Source organism: Flavihumibacter petaseus NBRC 106054 (assembly GCF_000974785.1).
Classification (GTDB): Bacteria; Bacteroidota; Bacteroidia; order Chitinophagales; family Chitinophagaceae; genus Flavihumibacter; species Flavihumibacter petaseus.
The window spans coordinates 1,146,284-1,165,657 of record NZ_BBWV01000001.1 but is presented as its reverse complement, the minus strand read 5'-3'; the positions used below and the strand labels follow the sequence as shown (position 1 = coordinate 1,165,657).

12 protein-coding genes are annotated in these 19,374 nt (G+C 48.2%); 7 read left to right on the top strand and 5 right to left on the bottom strand.

Annotated elements, in window-relative coordinates; all coding sequences use genetic code 11:
• Nucleotides 1-115: 115 nt before the first annotated feature.
• The 4 genes from FPE01S_RS04915 to FPE01S_RS04900 all read right to left on the bottom strand — a co-directional run bounded on the left by FPE01S_RS04915 (nucleotide 116) and on the right by FPE01S_RS04900 (nucleotide 5,139).
• A complete protein-coding gene (locus FPE01S_RS04915; protein WP_046367714.1) occupies nucleotides 116-817 on the bottom strand; it encodes a LytR/AlgR family response regulator transcription factor in 702 nt (233 codons plus the stop codon).
• Complete coding sequence (locus FPE01S_RS04910) at nucleotides 817-1,863, bottom strand: sensor histidine kinase (protein WP_046367713.1); 1,047 nt, start codon at nucleotides 1,861-1,863, stop codon at nucleotides 817-819. The genes FPE01S_RS04915 and FPE01S_RS04910 overlap by 1 nt, the downstream gene beginning before the upstream one ends.
• A gap of 26 nt (nucleotides 1,864-1,889) precedes the next feature.
• Nucleotides 1,890-4,457 carry an outer membrane beta-barrel family protein gene (locus FPE01S_RS04905; protein ID WP_046367712.1) on the bottom strand — a complete coding sequence of 856 codons (2,568 nt, stop codon included), beginning with the start codon at nucleotides 4,455-4,457 and terminating at the stop codon, nucleotides 1,890-1,892.
• A gap of 463 nt (nucleotides 4,458-4,920) precedes the next feature.
• On the bottom strand, nucleotides 4,921-5,139 hold the full coding sequence (locus FPE01S_RS04900) for a hypothetical protein (RefSeq protein ID WP_046367711.1): 219 nt from the start codon (nucleotides 5,137-5,139) through the stop codon (nucleotides 4,921-4,923).
• Between the two features lie 200 nt (nucleotides 5,140-5,339).
• Between FPE01S_RS04900 and FPE01S_RS04895 the strand changes: the two genes are divergently transcribed.
• The 7 genes from FPE01S_RS04895 (at nucleotide 5,340) to FPE01S_RS04865 (ending at nucleotide 18,904) form a co-directional block, all read left to right on the top strand.
• The gene (locus tag FPE01S_RS04895) at nucleotides 5,340-8,387 is read left to right on the top strand and encodes a SusC/RagA family TonB-linked outer membrane protein (protein WP_046367710.1); all 3,048 of its coding nucleotides are present in this window, start codon (nucleotides 5,340-5,342) and stop codon (nucleotides 8,385-8,387) included.
• Between the two features lie 29 nt (nucleotides 8,388-8,416).
• Nucleotides 8,417-10,093, top strand: a complete 1,677-nt coding sequence (locus FPE01S_RS04890; RefSeq protein WP_046367709.1) for a RagB/SusD family nutrient uptake outer membrane protein — start codon at nucleotides 8,417-8,419, stop codon at nucleotides 10,091-10,093.
• A 7-nt stretch (nucleotides 10,094-10,100) separates the two neighbouring features.
• Complete coding sequence (locus FPE01S_RS04885; protein WP_052955517.1) at nucleotides 10,101-11,516, top strand: hypothetical protein; 1,416 nt, start codon at nucleotides 10,101-10,103, stop codon at nucleotides 11,514-11,516.
• Nucleotides 11,517-11,525: 9 nt separating this feature from the next.
• The gene (locus tag FPE01S_RS04880) at nucleotides 11,526-12,536 is read left to right on the top strand and encodes a GntR family transcriptional regulator (RefSeq protein WP_046367708.1); all 1,011 of its coding nucleotides are present in this window, start codon (nucleotides 11,526-11,528) and stop codon (nucleotides 12,534-12,536) included.
• A 14-nt stretch (nucleotides 12,537-12,550) separates the two neighbouring features.
• The gene (locus tag FPE01S_RS04875) at nucleotides 12,551-14,524 is read left to right on the top strand and encodes a hypothetical protein (protein ID WP_046367707.1); all 1,974 of its coding nucleotides are present in this window, start codon (nucleotides 12,551-12,553) and stop codon (nucleotides 14,522-14,524) included.
• Between the two features lie 8 nt (nucleotides 14,525-14,532).
• Nucleotides 14,533-16,137, top strand: a complete 1,605-nt coding sequence (locus tag FPE01S_RS04870; RefSeq protein ID WP_046367706.1) for a solute:sodium symporter family transporter — start codon at nucleotides 14,533-14,535, stop codon at nucleotides 16,135-16,137.
• Nucleotides 16,138-16,210: 73 nt separating this feature from the next.
• Nucleotides 16,211-18,904, top strand: a complete 2,694-nt coding sequence (locus FPE01S_RS04865) for a T9SS type A sorting domain-containing protein (protein WP_046367705.1) — start codon at nucleotides 16,211-16,213, stop codon at nucleotides 18,902-18,904.
• On the opposite strand, the gene FPE01S_RS25825 is transcribed toward FPE01S_RS04865, so the two are convergent.
• A complete protein-coding gene (locus FPE01S_RS25825) occupies nucleotides 18,898-19,221 on the bottom strand; it encodes a hypothetical protein (protein WP_157473899.1) in 324 nt (107 codons plus the stop codon). The genes FPE01S_RS04865 and FPE01S_RS25825 overlap by 7 nt on opposite strands.
• Nucleotides 19,222-19,374: the final 153 nt, after the last annotated feature.

The window sequence follows — 19,374 nt, the reverse complement described above, 5'->3', positions numbered from 1 at the left end:
TTCAAAATCATTGTTAGTGCAAGTGTTTGCTGGTATGCAACAAGGTTACTGGCTTAGCCCGGTCATTTTGAGTATCACCCCAGTGTCAAAATGGAACGGCCGGCCGTCTTGCTGATCACCTGCGGGTAATCGCTTCAATGGCATCGCGGTAGGTGTCGCCGACAGGCAGTTCAATATCGCCCATAAATACACTCGATTTTTTGATGGCCGTAATGCTTTCTATGGCGACCAGATATGATTTGTGAATGCGGATAAAATCTGATGGTGGGAGTTCGTCTTCAATGGAGCGCATACTCATTCTTACCACCACAGGTTTCTGCGGACTTTTGAGGTGGATCTTGATATAGTCCCGTAATCCTTCTACCCAGATTACATCGGCAAAAGAGATCTTGAGCAGGCTGTAATCTACATTGACGAAAAAATAAGTAGCGGGCTTTTTGTCAGCCGCACTGCTGTTTCTTAAACGGTATAATTCATAAGCTTTATTGCAGGCCGCTATAAAGCGTTCGAGCGGAACCGGTTTTACCAGGTAATCCACCACATCCAGGTTATAGCTTTCCAGGGCGTATTGCTTGTAGGCGGTAATCAGGATCACCATTGGTTTGTGAACCATTGTTTCTATCAACTGCAGGCCGGTAAGTCCGGGCATTTGAATGTCAATAAACATCAGGTCAACCGGCTGCTCCTGCATTACTTTTATTGCTTCCAGCGCGTTGGCACAGCTTGCGACCAATTGCAGGTAGGGTAACTTGCTGATATTATCCTGTAACAGTGCCAGCGCCAAAGGTTCATCATCAACAGCAATACACCTTAACATTAGTGCAGGTTTAGTTGTAAAGATACTTCGAACCAATACTCGTTGTTAAGTTCCTGGATTGTGTTGATCCTAATGGTGTGTTGGTCCTTGTACAACAAATTCAATCGCCTTTTAACGTTGGCGAGCCCGATGCCGGATGCTTTATCTTTTACTTCCTGCTGCCGGGGGTTAAATTTATTGCGTACGGTAAAATACAGCCTGTTGTCTTTGGTGGTTAACTGGATATTGATTTCGGGGTTGTCCATAAAAACCACACCGTGCTTGAAAGCGTTTTCTACAAAGGGAATCAGCAGCATGGGTTCTATTTCGTGGAAACTATCTGCTGCGTTGATCTGTGCATGGATGGTCACCTTATTTCCAAAACGCTGCTGCTGCAGGTCTATATAGCTTTTAAGATATTCTGTTTCGGTTTTGAGCAATACTCGTTCTTCATTGGTCTCGTAAAGCATATACTGCATCAGGGAGGATAGTTTGATAACCGTAGGTTCCAGCTGGTCGCTTTTTAACCTGGCCAGTGCCACTATATTGTTGAGCACATTAAAAATGAAATGCGGACTGATTTGTGAGCGCAGAAAAGAGAGTTCGGTTTTCAGGTTCTCTTCGTTCTTCTCCTGTTCCCGTTTATTGCTTTCTATTTTTTCCCTGATCAGCTGGAATATCGTACTGCTGGCAATTGCCAGGAAATACGCAGGTGCATTAAAAGCCGCACCCAATAAGAAATAGAACTGGTGGTTGGGTACCAGGTGAACAAACAGGATGCCGTGCACCCAGATGATGAACATGTACAGCGCCAGTACGATAATGCCATACCAGGCATATTTTTTACGTTGTATCAGCAAGGGGAAAAGCAGGTAGGCATTCAGGTAAAAAGTACCGGTCCATAATAGTCCGGTAAGATTTCCCAGGTAAAAGAAACCATTGTTTTCCGGATCATTGTTTTTTCCATATACCTGCCGCAACAAATAAGGAAGTGAAAATATGATGATCCAGAAAATGAAGTGGAAACAAACCTGCACCCACTTTAATTGATACCAGGCCTTAGGCATAGCTGACGAAGGGATTGTTGAACAGGTTAATAACTACTGCCGGCGTTTTCACCAGTGCCTTTGCTAAGGCGCTTGAAGAGACTGGCATCCATTTTCCCGAAGCGGTAATTAAAGGAAAGCCTTACCATCTGCGGATCGCGTAACCGGTTGTATTGTTGTGTAAAGTAATCACTTTCTGAGTATTGTTTGTTGATCCGGGTCCTGAAAATATCGCTGACGCTCAGGGTAACGGAAGCGGCATTGTTCTTTAGGAATGTCTTTTTCACGGCCAGGTCCATCCCCCAGTTGGCACTGATATATCCCTGGGAGGCACTCATGGTTTGCATCATAGGGGGGCCACCCATTCCGGAATTGGTATTTACCGGCAGGTTTGTTTTGCTCTGATATGTGGCACTCAGCTGTGCGGTGAATGTTTTCAGGAATTTTACATTGGCATTATACTTACCAAACCAACTCCAGAGGGCTGGTTGTGAGGTGGTTTTATCGCCTGTTTCAATTTTTGAATTGTAGATGTTGATATTGGTACTCATATCCAGCCACTTGTTAATGGTATTGGTTGAGGTAAGTTCGAGACCTGTTGTGTAGGCTGAGTTGGCATTGATAAAGGTGTTGATCAGATCCTGCTTGCCCGACACCGGGTTGTATGCTGTATCAATATAGCGGGTGATCAGATCAGTAGTGTTTTTATAATAGACCGATGCCAGCAGGGAGTGATTGTTGTTAAAGGTTTTCAGGTAAGACAACTCAAAGGAAGTGGTGAATTCAGGTTTAAGGCCGGGGTTACCCCGTGTGATGTTTAAACTGTCGGAGTAATCAGTATACGGTATCAGGTTAAAGAAGTTGGGACGGTTTATCCGGCGGGTAATGCTGAATTGTAATTCCTGGTTGTCAGACAGTTTCTGGCTCAGGAAAAGCGAGGGGAACAGGCTTACCGGATACTTGTTGCTGAATTTTTCACCGGTGGTTTTTAATTCACCATTGTATTCGGAGCTTTCTGCCCGCAGTCCGATTTTGTAACCAAAGTTTTTGATGTTGCCGCTTACCGTAGCATAGGCAGCATATACATTGTCAGTATTGGCGTAGTAGGTTGAAGCGCTGACAACGTTTTCATATTGACCGGTTGCAGGGTTATAGGTGAAATTCTGATTGTTGTTTTCTCTTTTGCGCAAAGCAGCACGCAATCCCGTTTCCAGTTTGACGGATTTGCCAAAAGGTCGTGTATAGTCCGTCTGGAGGACCAGGTTTTGATCGTTTCCGTATCCGGTAGCTTTTTGCAGGTAGGTATTGTAGATCTCCTTAGCACTATTGTAATAGTCGGTAGCGTAATTGGCACTGCTTTCCATTTTACCGCTGAAATAATTGGCATCGAATGTCCATTCCTCTCCTGGTTTTTTAAAAGTCTGTTTCATACCAAATACTAAACCGCCACCATTGAATTCGCGCATACTGCTGGTGTTGCGCTGACTGTAAGTGCTGACAATACCATTGGTGAAAAGACTGTCGGTATAGGTATCAAGCACTTCGGAAGGTTTCATTTCTCCATGGACCCTTACGCCGGATAGTGATAGGGTGGTTTTGTCGGAAAGGAAGTAGTCGAAACCGAGTTTTCCAAACAGGAAAGTCCCATTTTCCCGGGTGTGGCTATACTGGCTGATGGTGGTAAGCGGATCGGTTGTCAGGTTATTCCGGACCGTGGTTCCGGTGGTGCGGGCTTTCATTTGATTGACCATGGCACTGCTGGTAATGTTGAATTTTCCTTGCCGGATATTGAGATCTCCGCCACCATTGATTCCCCCTCTTTTATCAATTCCTGCCCTGATATTCCCATTATATCCTGTTTTCCGGTTCTTTTTTAAGACAACGTTCAGGATCCCTGCGCCGCCACCCGACGCGTCATATTTTGCAGATGGATTGGTGATAATTTCAACACTTTCTATCGCATCGGCTGGTATTTGATCCAGTGTCAGCGTAGTAGGCCTTCCATCGATATAGAGCACGGGCGTACTATTCCTGAGGGTTACATTTCCGTCTATGTCCACGTTTATACCCGGTACATTTTTCATCACATCCTGGGCGGTTCCTCCGGAACTCACCAGGTTTTTATCGACGTTGAAGACCTTTTTATCGAGATCCAGCTTCAGGGCTTTGGAGGACGCAGTTACTACTACTGTACTCAGGTATTCCTGTTCCTGCTCCATTTTTATTTCACCCAGATCTTTTTCAGTATTTGGAGGTGTAAGTGTTACCTGTTGGCGGACCGGTTTATAACCCGTGTTGGAGAAGGTGATCACCAATGGTTTTCCAATGGGTAGTTCGTCAAACTCAAATGCGCCATTACTTTTGGTAGCAACGCCTTTTAACAATACTTCCTTCTGTTTTTTCGTAGTGCTGTCATAATGGATTTGAAGAATGATTGCGGATGCACCATTGATGGCTTTTCCGGCGGAATCAACCAGTTTTCCGGTAAGGTGGCCGCTTGCCGGGGCATTCATGCCTGCACCACCAGGAAAACCTGCAGGGGGTTGAGCCTTGAGGGTTATGAATGCGGTGAGCAGCAATAAAGTGAGTAGCCATTTTGATAAGTGCGTGGACATGAACTGAAATTTGGAGCAAACCTACCTTCAAGCTGAATTACTCCGGGGCGAATTGATGCAAACCGGCAATAGTTTGCTGTAAACAGGCATTGGTTAAACGGATCGATGCCGGCGACCGCTCAGCAAGGAGTTGAATAGCAATAAAAAAGGCGCCCGTTGGGGCGCCTTCATCAAAGCCTTATCCGATCGTCCATGAAACAGTTCTCTTCATCAAGATCTTACCTTGTCCGGATTGCCGGGCTGGCTATATTGTTGGTTGCTCCGTTGATGGAGTGTGTTATTGCCAAATCTTCCTTTAAGTTAAAAAAAAATGGGCAGTGGTGCAAGCACAAGTTATCCACCATTTAAAGAGGTAACCGGATGATTGAAAATTGCTTGTTCCGCGAAATTGGTGATGACCGTGATTGTAAACAAAGCCGGGTATTTCAAGCAACTGAAATGTCCGGCTTTTTGTGGTAACAGTTTACCAATCTATTTCCCATTGCCTGTCGTCATTTACAAAATAGGGCAGGCCGTTACTCATATGATGCAGGGTCTTGCCATCCTTTCGGGTGGTTGCCTTCATTTCATACACCCTGATGCTATTGTTTTCCCGCGTGAGGTAGTAGATCAGCGCGGTTAAAGTTGGCTGCAGATCGCTCAGCCATTGGGCATCTTCTTCCTTCACAAATGCCTGACTCATACTGTGTGCTTTCCACTTCTAACAGCTAAAAAGGGGAACTGTTCGATGTTCATCCCTCTTCTGCGCGACGCCGGGTAAACTTATCAGGAATCCAAAATTTCTTTTTGAAGTAAAGAATATTGCTATATTTGAAAGTAGAACAGACCAGAATAGACTAGTCAAAGAGATTGCCTAACCATTTAAAAAACCAAGACCATTTTATGAGAAAGCACTACTGCTTGCTGCTTGTCAGCCTCATGGCTGTCCTCACCTGCTTCCTCCCCATGGCCGGCTGGGCACAGTCCCGCTCCGGCCCCGTAAAAGGGATCATCAGAAACGACAAAGGCGAACCGGTTGCCGGTGCCACCATCCAGGAAAAAGGAACAACCAACACGGTTTCCTCAGGCGCGGATGGCCAGTTCTCCATCACCGTTGCGTCCAAAGCGGCGCTGCTCATCAGCTTCACAGGATTCTCCCCCCTTGAAGTGAAAGCGGATGGCACACAGCCGATGAACCTTGTTATCAGTCCCGAAGCCCGCTCCATGAATGAAGTAGTGGTAGTGGGTTACGGGTCACAGAAAAAGGCCACCCTTACCGGCGCCGTGGCTTCGGTGAAAGGCACTGACCTGGTGCAGAGTTCTTCCGCCAACGTGTCGAATGCCATTGCCGGCCGGGTACCGGGTGTAATCGCCAACAACCGTTCCGGGAGACCGGGTGATGACGCCTCTACATTGCTGATCAGGGGCTTTAACTCCTTTGGCGGTGGTACTGCTCCGTTGATCGTGGTGGATGGAATTCCTGACCGTGACTTCAGCCGGATCAATCCCTCCGACATTGAAAACATTACCGTGCTTAAGGATGCATCGGCGGCTATTTACGGCGTGCGTTCTGCCAATGGGGTCATCCTGGTTACTACTAAAAGAGGAAAAAGTGGAAAGGCTACCATTCAGTATGATGGTTCCTATGGCATCCAGCAGCTGACACGGCTGCCGGAAACCGTTAACGCCTGGCAGTACATGACCTATTACAACGAGATCAATCCGAATACTTATGCAACTGAAGAAATAGAAAAGTATAAGGCGGGCAACGATCCCAATTATACCAGCACCGACTGGTACAATGAAGTGTTCCGCAAAAGTGCTCCGCAAACCGCACACTCACTTTCTGTAAATGGTGGAAATGAAAATGTCCGCTACTATTTCAGCGGGCAGTACCTGGATCAGTCCAGCAACTTCAGAAACAGTATTGAGCATTACAAACAGTTCAATATCCGGTCAAACATCGATGCACGGATCTCCAAAAACCTGAAAGTCAATCTTGATATCGCTTTCAGGAATGAAACCAGGAATTATCCCACTTACGGTGTGAACAGCATCCTGCATGAGACCCGTTCGCTTTACCCCTTTGTACCGGTGTACTGGCCCAACGGTTCACTCAGTGCGGGTGTTGCCAATGGCCGGAACCCGGTCATCCTGGTTACCGATGCGCCCGGATACGATAAGCCAAGGAACTACATCCTCAATCCCCAGGCGGGATTTGAATGGCAGCTGCCTTTCATCACGCAGGGGCTTTCCGTTAGCGGCTATGCTTCCTACGATGTGAACTACCGCACCGAGAAGATCTTCACCAAACCCTGGGACGCGTACTCCTACAATAAGACCACCGATACTTACAGTAACCAGAAGTCCTCAACGGCGCAGACCAGCATCACGCAGGACGAGCGCTTTACTACTGCCAGTACCTATTTCATTAAGATGGCGTATGACCGGCAATTCGGCCAGCACAACTTTAACGCGTTTGTGGGGTATGAGCAGACGAATTCCAATTATTCGCAGACCTATGCTTTCAGAAAGAACCTGCTGAGTGAGCAGATTGACCAGATCTTTACCGGCAGTGCTGAGGGACAGCTGGCAACAGGAGCAGCTGCACAGGACGGCCGCGCCAGTGTACTGGGCAGGCTTGCCTATAACTATGCGAACAAATACATGGCTGAAGTCTCCTTCCGTTACAACGGATCCTTCAATTTCCCGGAAGAAAACCGCTGGGGGATGTTTCCCGCTGTATCAGCAGGCTGGCGCATTTCTGAAGAGAAATTTTTCCGCGACAATATCCGGTTCATCAACCAGCTGAAGCTGCGTGGTTCATGGGGCAAAATGGGTAGTGATGCTGTTGCACAGTATCTCTTCCTTACCCGGTACCAGCTGGTTACCAACAAGAACTACTATACCTATTTTGGCGATGATTACGCACTCGCCAGTTCCATTAACCTGTCCAGCACCCCCAATACCAATATTACCTGGGAAACACAGGATACCAGGAACATAGGCCTGGATGCGACCTTCCTCAACAACAAGCTCAATTTCAGCATCGACTATTTCCGGTACCTGCGGGAGGATATCCTCGCACAGCGGAGCGCTTCCATTCCCCTGTACACCGGTATGTCGCTTCCGGCAGAGAATATCGGTAAGTCGCTTAACCGCGGGGTAGACCTCTCCCTGGTTTACAACAACAGGGCTGGTGCGTTCAGTTACAGCATCGGCGGTAATATGACCTATGCCAAGAGCAAAGTGTTGTTCCGTGATGAGGCAGCCAATGTTCCGGAATGGCAGAAATCTGAGGGCTATCCCATTGATTCCTGGCTGGTGTATGAAACCAATGGCATCTATCATACGCAGAAGGAAGTGGATGAATCCGTTCACCTGCCCGGCGCCACACCAGGTGACTTGCATATCAAAGACATTGATGGCAATGGTGTAATTACCAGCAATGACCGGGTGCGGAAATATGAATCCGCCACACCCAAACTGGTGTATGGCCTGACACTGGCCGGTGCCTATAAAGGTTTTGCACTGAACATGCTTTTCTCTGGTCAGGCGATGGCCAAACAAATGATCCTGTCTCAGATGCAGGGATCGCTGATCGCTCCGCCGCAATGGTTGTACGATGGCCGGTGGACAGAACAGACGCCGGATGCACAGTATCCGAGGGCATTCAATTCAAACGATACCTATAACAGTATTTATGCGGATTTCTGGTTGAGAAATGCAGCTTTCCTGCGCCTGAAATCAGTTGAGCTGTCCTATTCGGTGCCGGCAAAGGTGTACTCCCGTGCGGGACTCAATAACCTGAGGGTTTATGTCAGCGGATTCAATCTCTTGTCGTTTGACAAGATGAAGCAGTACGGTGTTGACCCCGAAACCAATAATATCACCGGTGTGAATTATCCGCAGACAAGGATGTTCCGCTTCGGCATTAACGTGGGACTGTAAACCAATTTATTCACAACCAATTGACGATTATGAAACCTGCCAATATATTCAGGATTGCCCTTGCTACCTGCAGCCTGTTTTCACTGTCCTGCAACAAAGTGCTGGATAAGGCGCCGCTCGATTCCTATACCGATCAGTCCGTCTGGTCGGATCTGAAACTCGCAGAGGCATTTGTGAACAATATCTATAACGTACTGCCCACCACCACCTATGATTGGGGCAAATCCATCAACCGCAGCTACCTGCTTTCCTGTGCGGCGGATGAAGGGTTCAATAAGTTTGATTACGCCGGTGTACGCAGCGTGATCAACAAGGGGATCCTGTCTCCGGATAATACCGGAGACTTCGATATCTGGGCTAAAAACTATTACCAGATCCAGAATGCAAACCTTTTCCTTTCCAAAGTGGATGAGATACCCGGGGATGAGAATTACCGGAACAGGCTGAAAGGGGAAGTGCTGTTTCTTCGGGCTTATGCGTATTTCCAGCTGGTGAATGATTATGGCGGCGTTCCGATCATCACGGAGCCATTTAACCTCAACTCCGAATTCAATGCAACCCGCAGTACCTACGAGGAAACAGTATCCTTTGTAGTGAGCGAGCTCGACAAGGCAGCGGAACTGTTGCCATTGTCGACCAATTCTTCTACAACGGGCAAGGCAACCGCACCGCTGGCACTGGCGATCAAATCTCGGCTGCTGCTGTATGCTGCCAGTGCGCAGTGGAATACCGGTAATGATCAATCGAAATGGACTGCTGCTGCTGCAGCTGCGAAGGCAGTGATTGACCTGAACCAGTTCTCGCTCTACCGTGGCAACTATGCTGATATTTTTACCACGTTCAACGAAGAGCTGATCGGCATGCGTTTGTCAAACAAACAATATAACTGGGATGCCTTCTGCGGCATTGAAATGATGTGTTATCCCAGCGGATATCATGGATGGGCTGCCTTTGCACCGACGCAGAACCTGGTGGATGCCTTTGGCATGGCTGATGGAAAGGCGATTACGGATGCAACATCAGGATACGATCCGCAAAAGCCCTATCTCAACCGGGATCCCCGTTTTTATGCTGATATTGTTCACGATGGGCGGCCTCTTGGTAACCCGGCGTACTTTACTTATCGCATCAATGCTACGAATCCTACCGGAACAGAAGCTGAGTTCTATGAAGGCGGAATGGATTCACCCCAGGGTATTGATACCTGGAACAACAGCGAAACCAGGTATAGCCTGCGGAAGTATATGGATACGACCTTTGACTTCAACCTGACTACCCAGACCAACAAGTTCTGGATCTTGTCGAGGCTGAGTGAGATCTACCTCAATTATGCAGAAGCGGAATTTAACCTGGGGCATGAGGCTGTAGCGCGGGAGTACCTCGATAAAGTAAGGGAAAGGGCAGGTATCACTACGCCGCTCACGGAATCTGGCGTGGCACTGGAAAACAGGATCAGGAGTGAAAGGCAGGTGGAGCTTTGTTTTGAAGGGCATCGCTACTATGATGTGCGGCGCTGGAAAATTGCAGAGACCACCGATAATCTCCCTGCGCGGCAGGTGATCATTACCCGCAGTTCCAACGGCGCTAAAACTTATGAGTACAAAACCCTGGAACAACGTTATTTTGATGTCAGCAACTACCTGTTGCCGATTCCCAGAACAGAAATAGAAAGGACCGGGTTGCCGCAGAACCCGGGGTATAATTGATTCGAGTATGATGGTAAGAATTTGGTTGGTTACATTACTGGTGCTGATCCGGACGGTGGTATCGGCCCAGGGAGGAGTTCAGTTTTCCTCCGGTGACACATTGCTGCAACGGGCATTTGACAATGTGAAAGCGATGGCATTGTCTTATCGCGGCAACCCAAAGGATGGGGTGGGGCCGTGGTATGAAGCAGCGTTGCCGTCGAGAAATGCCTTTTGCATGCGGGATGTGTCACACCAGTGCATTGCAGCAGAACTGTTGGGAATGAGCAGGGAGAACAGTAACATGTTCTCCCGCTTCCTGCAGGGCATTTCTGAAGAAAAGGATTGGTGTTCCTTCTGGGAGATCAATAACCAGGGGGTGCCCGCACCGGAAGATTACAGGAACGACAAGGCCTTCTGGTATAACCTGAATGCCAATTTCGATGTCATTTATGCCTGCTGGCGGTTGTACCTGTGGACCGGGGACAGCTCCTATATCAGCGGGCCGGTGTTCAATAATTTTCTGCAGCGAAGTCTGCATGATTATGTGGACCGTTGGAAACTGCAGCCCGGTGACCTGCATAGCCGGCCTGCTTATCTCAATGCACCGGTGCCTTTTGACAGTACAGATAATTTTCATACCTGCCGGGGACTAGGCTCTTATACTGAAAATGTTCCCGGGCTGAATATGGGGGTGGACCTGGTAGCAGCACTTTCGCGGGGTTTTCAGACAGGTGCTGATATTACCGGCGATACCCGTTATGGTGCGCTGGCAACAGCTTACCGGGAAGAGATCGATAAAAACTGGTGGGACAAAAACAGCCAGTCATACAATACTTACCTGACCCGACAGGGAGCATATGGGAAGGGAGAGGGCGAGGTTTTTTTGCTATGGTTTGATGCACTGACCGACAGCGCAAGACTGCGTGCGACGGTAGAGCAACTGGTGGGTAAGGAATGGAATGTGGAAACGACATCGTATCTGCCGGCCTGGCTGTACCAGAATGGCTATGAAAAGAAAGCTTATGAATACCTGCTGCAACTGTCAGACCCGGCTACCAAAAGGAGAGAGTATCCTGAAGTGTCCTATGGGGTAGTGGATGCATTTGTACGCGGACTGATGGGTGTTGATGCGGACAGCCGATACGGACGGATAAGTACTGTTTACCGTGGGCAGGATGGCGTTCCGAGCACTATTGGAGAAGTGCCCGTACTCGGCGGTAAACTCACGCTGCAGCAGGATGGAAAGAGCAGTACGCTCCTGATGAAAGGTGGGCGGGCCATGCATTGGCGGGCGGGCTTTGCAGGGCGGCATGATTATATCCGCGTCGGTAAAAAGCGCATTAAGGCGACGCAGCAGCAAGGTAAATTGGGTAATATTATTTCTTATATTGACGTTACACTGCGCCCCGGTAAAGGGATCACCGCATCGTTGACCGACTAAAAAAGTTTCATGGCAGATCTGTATGATAAGATTAATGAGTTAAAGCAGGTATCCGCTTATTCCAAGCATGACCGGCTGGTGCAGGGGGTGATCAATGCCATCAACGACGGTGTGCTGGCGAAGGAGGATGCGCTTCCATCTGTCAACACAATGATCCGGGAGCTGCATTTTTCCCGGGAAACGATCATGAAAGGATACCGTGAACTGGTGGGCAGGGGGATCATTGCTTCCAAGAACAGGCTTGGGTATTATGTGGCCAATGGCAGTACAGAACAGTTGCTGAAATGTGCCCTGATTATGTATAACCTCGACAGTTTCGAGGAACAGTTTTACCGGAATTTCAGGAATGTGCTGGGGAAGCAGGTGGAGTTGCAGGTGTTTTTCCATCACGGTAATATCGACATCTTTGATACGATCCTGCAGCGCATCAGGGGCCAGTTCGGTATGTATGTGGTGGCGCCGATTCCCCACCCTCGTTCCAAAGAATTGCTGGAATCCATTCCCCGGAACAAGTTCCTGATGGTGGACAGGTTTGAGCCCATCAGCGGCGTGTTCAATCATATCACCCAGGAATTCGAAAAGGCATCCTATCATGCTTTTTCCGAACTCGCGGAGGAGATCAAGAAATTTGATGAGTTCATATTTTTTCACTCACCCGATTCACTTGACCCGAAGGAGATCGTTGCTTCCTTCCAGGCATTCCGGAAAAAATTCAAGGTTAAGGGAAAGGTGGTTCGGGAATATATTCCGGGAACCATCGAAAAAGGGAAGGTTTATTTTACGCTGGACAACTTTGCCATGTGGGAAATCCTGAAGGAATGCAAAGCCAAAAAATATAAAGCAGGAAAGGATGTGGGGCTACTGTCCCACAATGATGAACCTGCCAAGGAATTTGTCGGAATCACTACTTATTCGGCTGATTTCGGACAGATGGGTAGACAGGCAGCCATGGCTGTGCTGAACCGTGAAACCATCCGCATTACGGTGCCCACCGTTCTCGCTAAACGAAGTACACTATAGTTTAAATCAACCAAATGAGGCATATTTTAATACTGGCATTGGTGCTGGCAGGTTGCTCCGTGTTTGCGCAGAAGCCCATCTGGCAATTTGCGAAGGATGGCGGTATCAGCTGGAAACCAGCGAAAGCACAGGTACATTCGGATCATATTGAAATGAGCGGAAGACAACTGTCGGCGATCCTGCGATATGGCGTTAATGAAAAGGGTGCATTAGTGCTGGAGAAAAAGCTGGTGTTCCCCATGTTGCGGACCATTCCCAATGATACCAGAGGTTCATTGATCAGGCGGTTCACGGGTAACCTGACAGATCAGTTATTGGTGGACGGGCAACCCTGGCAGGATCAGGTGGATTCCCTGTACATCAACGGGTATCTTTCTGTGACCAGTCATTCTGGTGGCATGGTGCTGAACCGTAAGATCTACCCGTCGGCCGACAAAGCCGCCTGCCTGGAATGGTGCAGGATCTCAAACCGGACTACCCGGGACGCTGATGTCTATATTCCTGAGATCAACCGCGACAGCATTACTCCTGCTGAAAAGGGCGTATACGGCGCGTATGTGCTGAACCAGAAAATGTACAACGGTGGAAATTTTACCCTCGCCCCGGGAGAAACCAGGGATTGCTGGCTGGTCATTTCGGGAAGGAAAGCTACTGAGTCACCGTATTATTATGCGGCGGCATTTGAATTCAGCAAGCGGTCGGCTTTCCTCGAAGGCATAAAAGACGATCTCGTGCTGACGACGCCGAATGATACCATCAACCGTATGTTTGCCTTCGCCAAAATCAGGGCGGCAGAAAGCATCTTTGATACCAAGGCGGGACTGTTGCACGCACCGGGCGGTGGGGAATACTATGCGGCCATCTGGGCCAATGACCAGGCGGAGTATGTCAATCCATTTTTCGGGTATCTCGGGTATGATGCAGGTATTGCGTCTGCGATCAACAGCTTCCGGTTATTTGCCTCCTGGATGAACCCCGCCTTTGAACCGATACCCAGTTCTATTATAGCAGAGGGAGACAGCTACTGGAACGGGGCAGGGGACAGGGGAGACCAGGCGATGATCGGCTATGGCGCTGCATTTTTTGCTGTCACCCGCGCAGATACCGTCCTGGCGCAGCAACTCTGGCCGCTGGTGAACTGGTGTAATGAATACCTGCTCCGGAAGAAAACAACAGATGGTGTAATTGCTTCCACTTCCGATGAACTGGAAGGAAGGTTTCCTACCGGCGAAGTGAATCTCTCCACCAATATCCTTACTTATGCTTCCCTGCAGTATGGTGCAAGGCTGGCACAGGCGCTGGGTAAGGAGGCCACCGCGCTGAACTGGAAAGCTACTGCCGCAACCCTCAAGACTTCCATTGAAAAGTATTTCGGTGCCACTGTGGAAGGGTTTCAAACGTATCGTTATTATGATGGCAATGACAAGCTGCGGTCATGGATCGCGTTACCGCTGGTGATGAATTTTGACCAGCGGCGGGACCAGACCATCAAGGCATTGCTGAGTGACCGGCTGTGGACAAGGAATGGCATGTTAACTGAATCGGGTTCCAAAACATTCTGGGACAGGTCAACCTTATATGCCTTCCGCGGGCTGCTGAAAGCAGGTGCTACGGATACCTGTCTCCGTTATCTCGCTTATTATTCTTCGCGGAGATTGCTGGGGGAGCACGTACCGTATGCGATCGAGGCCTGGCCTGAAGGGGATCAGCGGCATCTTTCCGCTGAAAGCGGCTTGTATGCGCGCGTATTGACAGAAGGGCTCTTCGGACTTGATCCTGTTGGATTCAGGGAATTCCGGTTGTCGCCGCACCTTCCGGTTGGATGGAATGAAATGTCACTGAAACGCATCAGCATTTGTAACACAATCGTGGATGTAATGGTGAAAAGAATGAAGACGGCAACTTCAGTGACAGTGAAAGTGGCAGGAAAGCCCGCACGCACTTACCAGTGGGATGGCCGGAAACCGCTTTCGATCCTTATTCAGTAGATTAGCGCATGAACGCGACTGCTTTGCTGACCTTCCTGGTATTGACGGGGATTGTGGCCCTGGTGTCATGGCTGAGGACGAAAAAAGAACAACTAAATACGTTATCCGGGTTGTTCTTTGCCAACCGTAAATTAGGGTTCATTGCGGTCGGCAGCGGATTGCTCTTTGCGAATATCAATGCTTCCACTTTTATCGGAGAGAATGAACTCAGTTATACCAATAACATGAGCGTGATGGGCTGGGGCGTTACGGCGGTATTTGCGATGCTGCTCGTGTCAGAATTCATCATGCCCATCTACCTCCGCTCCGGGATTGCCACTACACCGGATTACCTGGAGATGCGTTATGACCGGCAGACAAAACTCATTGTTTCCCTGATCTTCCTGATCAATTATATGGTGAACCTGCTGCCTGCCGTGTTGTATGGAGGTGCAGTGGGGTTCAACGGCCTGTTCCATTTTTCCGAACATCTTCAAATTGATTACTGGACAAGCATCTGGATCCTGGTATGGATCATGGGTGGGCTTGGCGGGTTATACAGTCTGCTGGGCGGGATGAAAGCGATCACTGTCTCGGATACTGCAATTGGCTTCGGCATGTTTACCGGCGGCTTGCTGTTGCCGTGGCTGGCGGTGAAGCATATTGGCGGTGGCAGCTGGCAGACGGGACTGCAGACAGTGCTGAACAATCACACCGAACATTTCAATAGTATCGGTTCTGCGCAGGATGCCATCCCCTTTGGTACATTATTTACCGGGATGTTATTGGTGAACCTTTATTACTGGGGAACTGAGCAATACATTGTGCAGCAGGTACTGGGTTCCCGGGATCTGGCTACCTGCCAGAAAGGAATTGCGCTGGCCTGTGCAGGAAAGTTGTTGTGCCCGTTGCTGATCAATGTCCCAGGAGTGCTTGCAGTTCACTTATATAATAACCTTGGGAACAGTGCTGAGGTATTCCCCCGACTGGTGGGAGATGTTTCTCCGCCGGTGTATACAGGGTATATGGCTGCATTGTTGTTCGGGGCTGCGCTGACCACTTTCAATGCGGGGCTGAACAGTGCTAGTACGTTATTTATGCTGAATATTTATCAGCCGCGCCTGAAGCGGAGGAAACAGTTGGCGAGCCAGGCAGCACTGGTAGCCAGTGCCAAAAGATTTGAAGTGTTTGTCTGCCTGGTGGCCATGCTGATCGCGCCGATGATCATCTTTGCCAAAGGTGGCTTTTATACTTATGTTCAGAAGGTTGGTGGCCTGTTCAGCATTCCGATATTCACGATCATATTTGTTGGATTTGTAACAAGACGAGTGCCGCCGGTTGCGGCGAAAGCGGGGTTGTTGTTTTTCATCGTTACCTATGGCATTACACAATTCTTTCTGCCGGTGCCGTTGCACTTCCTGCATGTGCTGGCGATATTGTTTGTGCTGACAATTGTACTGATGCTGGCGATCGGGAAATGGAAGCCGCTGGATATTCCCTATGAACGCAGGTTGTCTGCCCCGCTTGACGTCACTCCCTGGAAGTCGCGACACCTGTACGCGGTATTGTTGATACTCGGGGCTATATTGTTGTACCTGCTTTTTTCTCCTCTGGGTCTGGCCAAGCAGCCTTAGAGGCATTACAATGTTATTATCGCTTTGATTTTCAAATCTAAAACGATATTTTAGACGTACTATCAACCTTTCCATGAAACGTTCACTCAACATTCTTTTTTCTGCATTATTGACAATCGCAGTTCATTCAGTATGTTTTGCTCAATCCATCGACGGCATTCAATGGCGGCAGAATTGGGGCGGAAGCCGGTTCGATGAAGCCAAAAGTATTACGAGGACCCATGACAGAGGTTTTTTAGTTGGTGTCACCTCCAGTTCCACCGATGGTGACGCTGTTCCAAAACCTGTTGATCCCTATAATCCTGACAACAAAAGCACGGGTGCACCCTGGCTGTTTAAGTACAATTCCAGAGGGAAACTCGAATGGAAGAAGACTTATGGCGGATCGAAAGCAGATTGGTTGACGATGGCCATTCAATGCAGTGACCATGGGTATGTGTTTGTTGGTTGCGCAAATTCCAACGATTTTGATGTGTCGGGTAACCACGGTACTGGAGATTGTTGGGTGGTTAAAACTGACGCGATCGGGAATATTCAATGGCAGCGATGCATAGGGGGGACAAATGGAGATTGGGCGAGTCAGGTTGTAGAAACAACTGATCATGGTTTTATTATTTCCGGGACGAGTAGATCTACCGATGGAGATATGAGTGGCAAACCGGCCGAAAAAACTGTATTTGTAGTAAAGTTGAATAGTACCGGAACGAAAATAGAATGGAAATTGTATTATGGTGCGCGGCTCGAAGCTACCCCTTATGACCTCAGGTTGGGAAGAAATGGCAATATCTATTTGCTTGCCTCAACGCGGTCCAGTGACGGAGATTTTGCGAGTACAGTTTATGAACCTGTTACCAACATTATTTTTACGATTGATCAGAGGGGTAACAAAATCAGTAGTAAGCACATTCAAGGCAGCAATGCGAGTTGGGATCATGTATTTACCAGTATACTTCCGACTAAAGATGAAGGTTTTTATGTACTGGGGGATTTTGTTGTTGAGAAAGACAGTGTGGTCAAAAATAGTATGAAACCCACTTTGCTCAGGGTGGACAAAAATGGGGATCGTCTTTGGTCGAGACAATTTGCTAACCTCCCGGGGGATCTTGGTCCGGATATCAGGTTGTTATCGATGAAATATTCAGAGGACTCACTCTCTGTTCTCATCACGGGCATGCACAGGCCACAAATTGCGATGTATGCGAATCACCTGCGGGCGCTTAAAACTGATACTGCTGGTAATATACAATGGCAAAAAATAATTAAGTCGGCGACCGGAGGCCAGACTGTTGGCCGTGACATAATACCTGACGGCGATGGCGCTATCGTCGTTGGGACGGAAGAAAGGTTATATACGGGTGGGGACTATGATGCAATTTTGGTGAAGCTCGGTCCCGTAAACGCGGTAACCGGAACCGTATTTCTTGATATCAATGGGAATGGCATCCGCGATAACAGCGAAAAAGGGTTTGACGAGGCAGTTGTTAAAATTCAAAACGAAGCGACTGTCACGACTACGCAGCCTGTAGATGGAAAATTCTATCTTGAAACAGACTCAGGAGGTCACCGTACCAGCGTTAACCCTTACCACAAGTATTACGAAGTACAACCTAATGAAAAAATTAAAGTTTTCCATGGTTTCTATGAAATCGATACGGTAGATTTTGCTGTAAAGCCGAAACCAGGTCAGAGAGATCTTGGAATTAGTATCATTCCCTTCACCGCCAGGGTAGGCTTTCCGGCCAGATACACGATCCTAGGACAGAACAATGGAACTGATTCTATTACGCAGGGCATGATCCGGTTTGTCAAAGACAGCAGGATCAGTTTTTCTTCAGCTGATCCAATTCCGCATTCGATCGATGGAGACACGATTGCCTTTTACTTCAACAATTTAGTACCCAATCAAAAACTTGAAATTTCGCTAACATTTCAGGTGCCAGCATCTTTACATATCAGGGATACTTTGAAACTTACCGCCGCCATACTCCCAATAGAGAGTGATCTTACACCTTCAGATAATACCGTAAAGCTAGACCAGATCATAACCGGCTCTTTCGACCCAAATGACAAGCAGGACAATTTTGGCGGTAATATGAAACGTACAGCTGTAGCTGAAGGCGCCTATATCAACTACCTGGTTCGATTCCAGAATACGGGGACAGATACGGCATTTACCGTTCGTGTTGCCGATACGCTGGATAACAATCTTGATTGGAGTTCCCTTCAGATGATCCAGGCAAGTCACCGTTACCGCCTGTCGGTTAAGGGTGGTAACAAACTGGAATGGGTATTTGACGGGATCAACCTTCCCGACAGCAACCGTAATGAACCACTGAGCCATGGTTATATTGCTTATCGCGTAAAACCAAAACAGGATATAATGGCGGGAAGTGCGATCCGTAATACGGCATCTATCTATTTCGATTTCAACGAACCTGTAGTAACCAATACTGTGGTTACGAAGATTTCAACGAACCAGCCCGGCGGCATAGGTGGTGCAGCAGAAACAGAATTAACTATGACGGTTGCACCCAATCCTAATCATGGCCAGTCAAACCTGCTGATCAATGGAATGCTTACCGGCCGGTTTGACATCATGGTAACAGATAACCTTGGCAGGCCTGTTCACCAGACCAGCTTCACACGGGATATTCCGGATCTGCCGCAGTCGGTCCCATTAAAAATTGAACGATTTACACCGGGCATCCACTATGTTTCCGTCTATCAAAAAGGGAAGGTATGGACCTGGAAGGTATTGCTTCAATAGTTTAGCGATCCTTCAAACCGCTTCTCTTCCCGGTAAACAGTGAAACCCATTAACTTCCAGTTGAGCGTTCCATCAATGGTATAACTCCAGTGCATTGCTGCATCGGGCACCATCCGCATGCGGTTGGTTTCCCAGGAGAAACCGGAAAGAAAACCATTTACGCTGATATTGCCAGCGACAGGTATCTTATGGTCGGCAGAATCACAGTAACTGGTGTGCAGGTTAATGGAAAACGGGACAGTATTTTCAAGAACGGTTGATGCTGACCTGGTTTGTCCGTTCTGAGGTCCGTTGAATGGCAAAATCCTGCCTGTCATATCGAAAAATTCAGCCTGCTTACTACTCGTAATATTGGAAAAAAACAAAGACGCGAATCCGATTGCCAGTATCGTTGCGTTCAGCAAACCGTGACTTTTTCGTACTAATTTAATCGCAAGAAAAAAAATGGTGAGCCTGCAAATGAAAAAAGC

Coding starts and splice junctions, on each gene's coding strand:
- FPE01S_RS04915 (WP_046367714.1), bottom strand. CDS start 817: ATGTTAAGGTGTATTGCTGTTGATGATGAACCTTTGGCGCTGGCACTG.
- FPE01S_RS04910 (WP_046367713.1), bottom strand. CDS start 1,863: ATGCCTAAGGCCTGGTATCAATTAAAGTGGGTGCAGGTTTGTTTCCAC.
- FPE01S_RS04905 (WP_046367712.1), bottom strand. CDS start 4,457: ATGTCCACGCACTTATCAAAATGGCTACTCACTTTATTGCTGCTCACC.
- FPE01S_RS04900 (WP_046367711.1), bottom strand. CDS start 5,139: ATGAGTCAGGCATTTGTGAAGGAAGAAGATGCCCAATGGCTGAGCGAT.
- FPE01S_RS04895 (WP_046367710.1), top strand. CDS start 5,340: ATGAGAAAGCACTACTGCTTGCTGCTTGTCAGCCTCATGGCTGTCCTC.
- FPE01S_RS04890 (WP_046367709.1), top strand. CDS start 8,417: ATGAAACCTGCCAATATATTCAGGATTGCCCTTGCTACCTGCAGCCTG.
- FPE01S_RS04885 (WP_052955517.1), top strand. CDS start 10,101: ATGATGGTAAGAATTTGGTTGGTTACATTACTGGTGCTGATCCGGACG.
- FPE01S_RS04880 (WP_046367708.1), top strand. CDS start 11,526: ATGGCAGATCTGTATGATAAGATTAATGAGTTAAAGCAGGTATCCGCT.
- FPE01S_RS04875 (WP_046367707.1), top strand. CDS start 12,551: ATGAGGCATATTTTAATACTGGCATTGGTGCTGGCAGGTTGCTCCGTG.
- FPE01S_RS04870 (WP_046367706.1), top strand. CDS start 14,533: ATGAACGCGACTGCTTTGCTGACCTTCCTGGTATTGACGGGGATTGTG.
- FPE01S_RS04865 (WP_046367705.1), top strand. CDS start 16,211: ATGAAACGTTCACTCAACATTCTTTTTTCTGCATTATTGACAATCGCA.
- FPE01S_RS25825 (WP_157473899.1), bottom strand. CDS start 19,221: ATGACAGGCAGGATTTTGCCATTCAACGGACCTCAGAACGGACAAACC.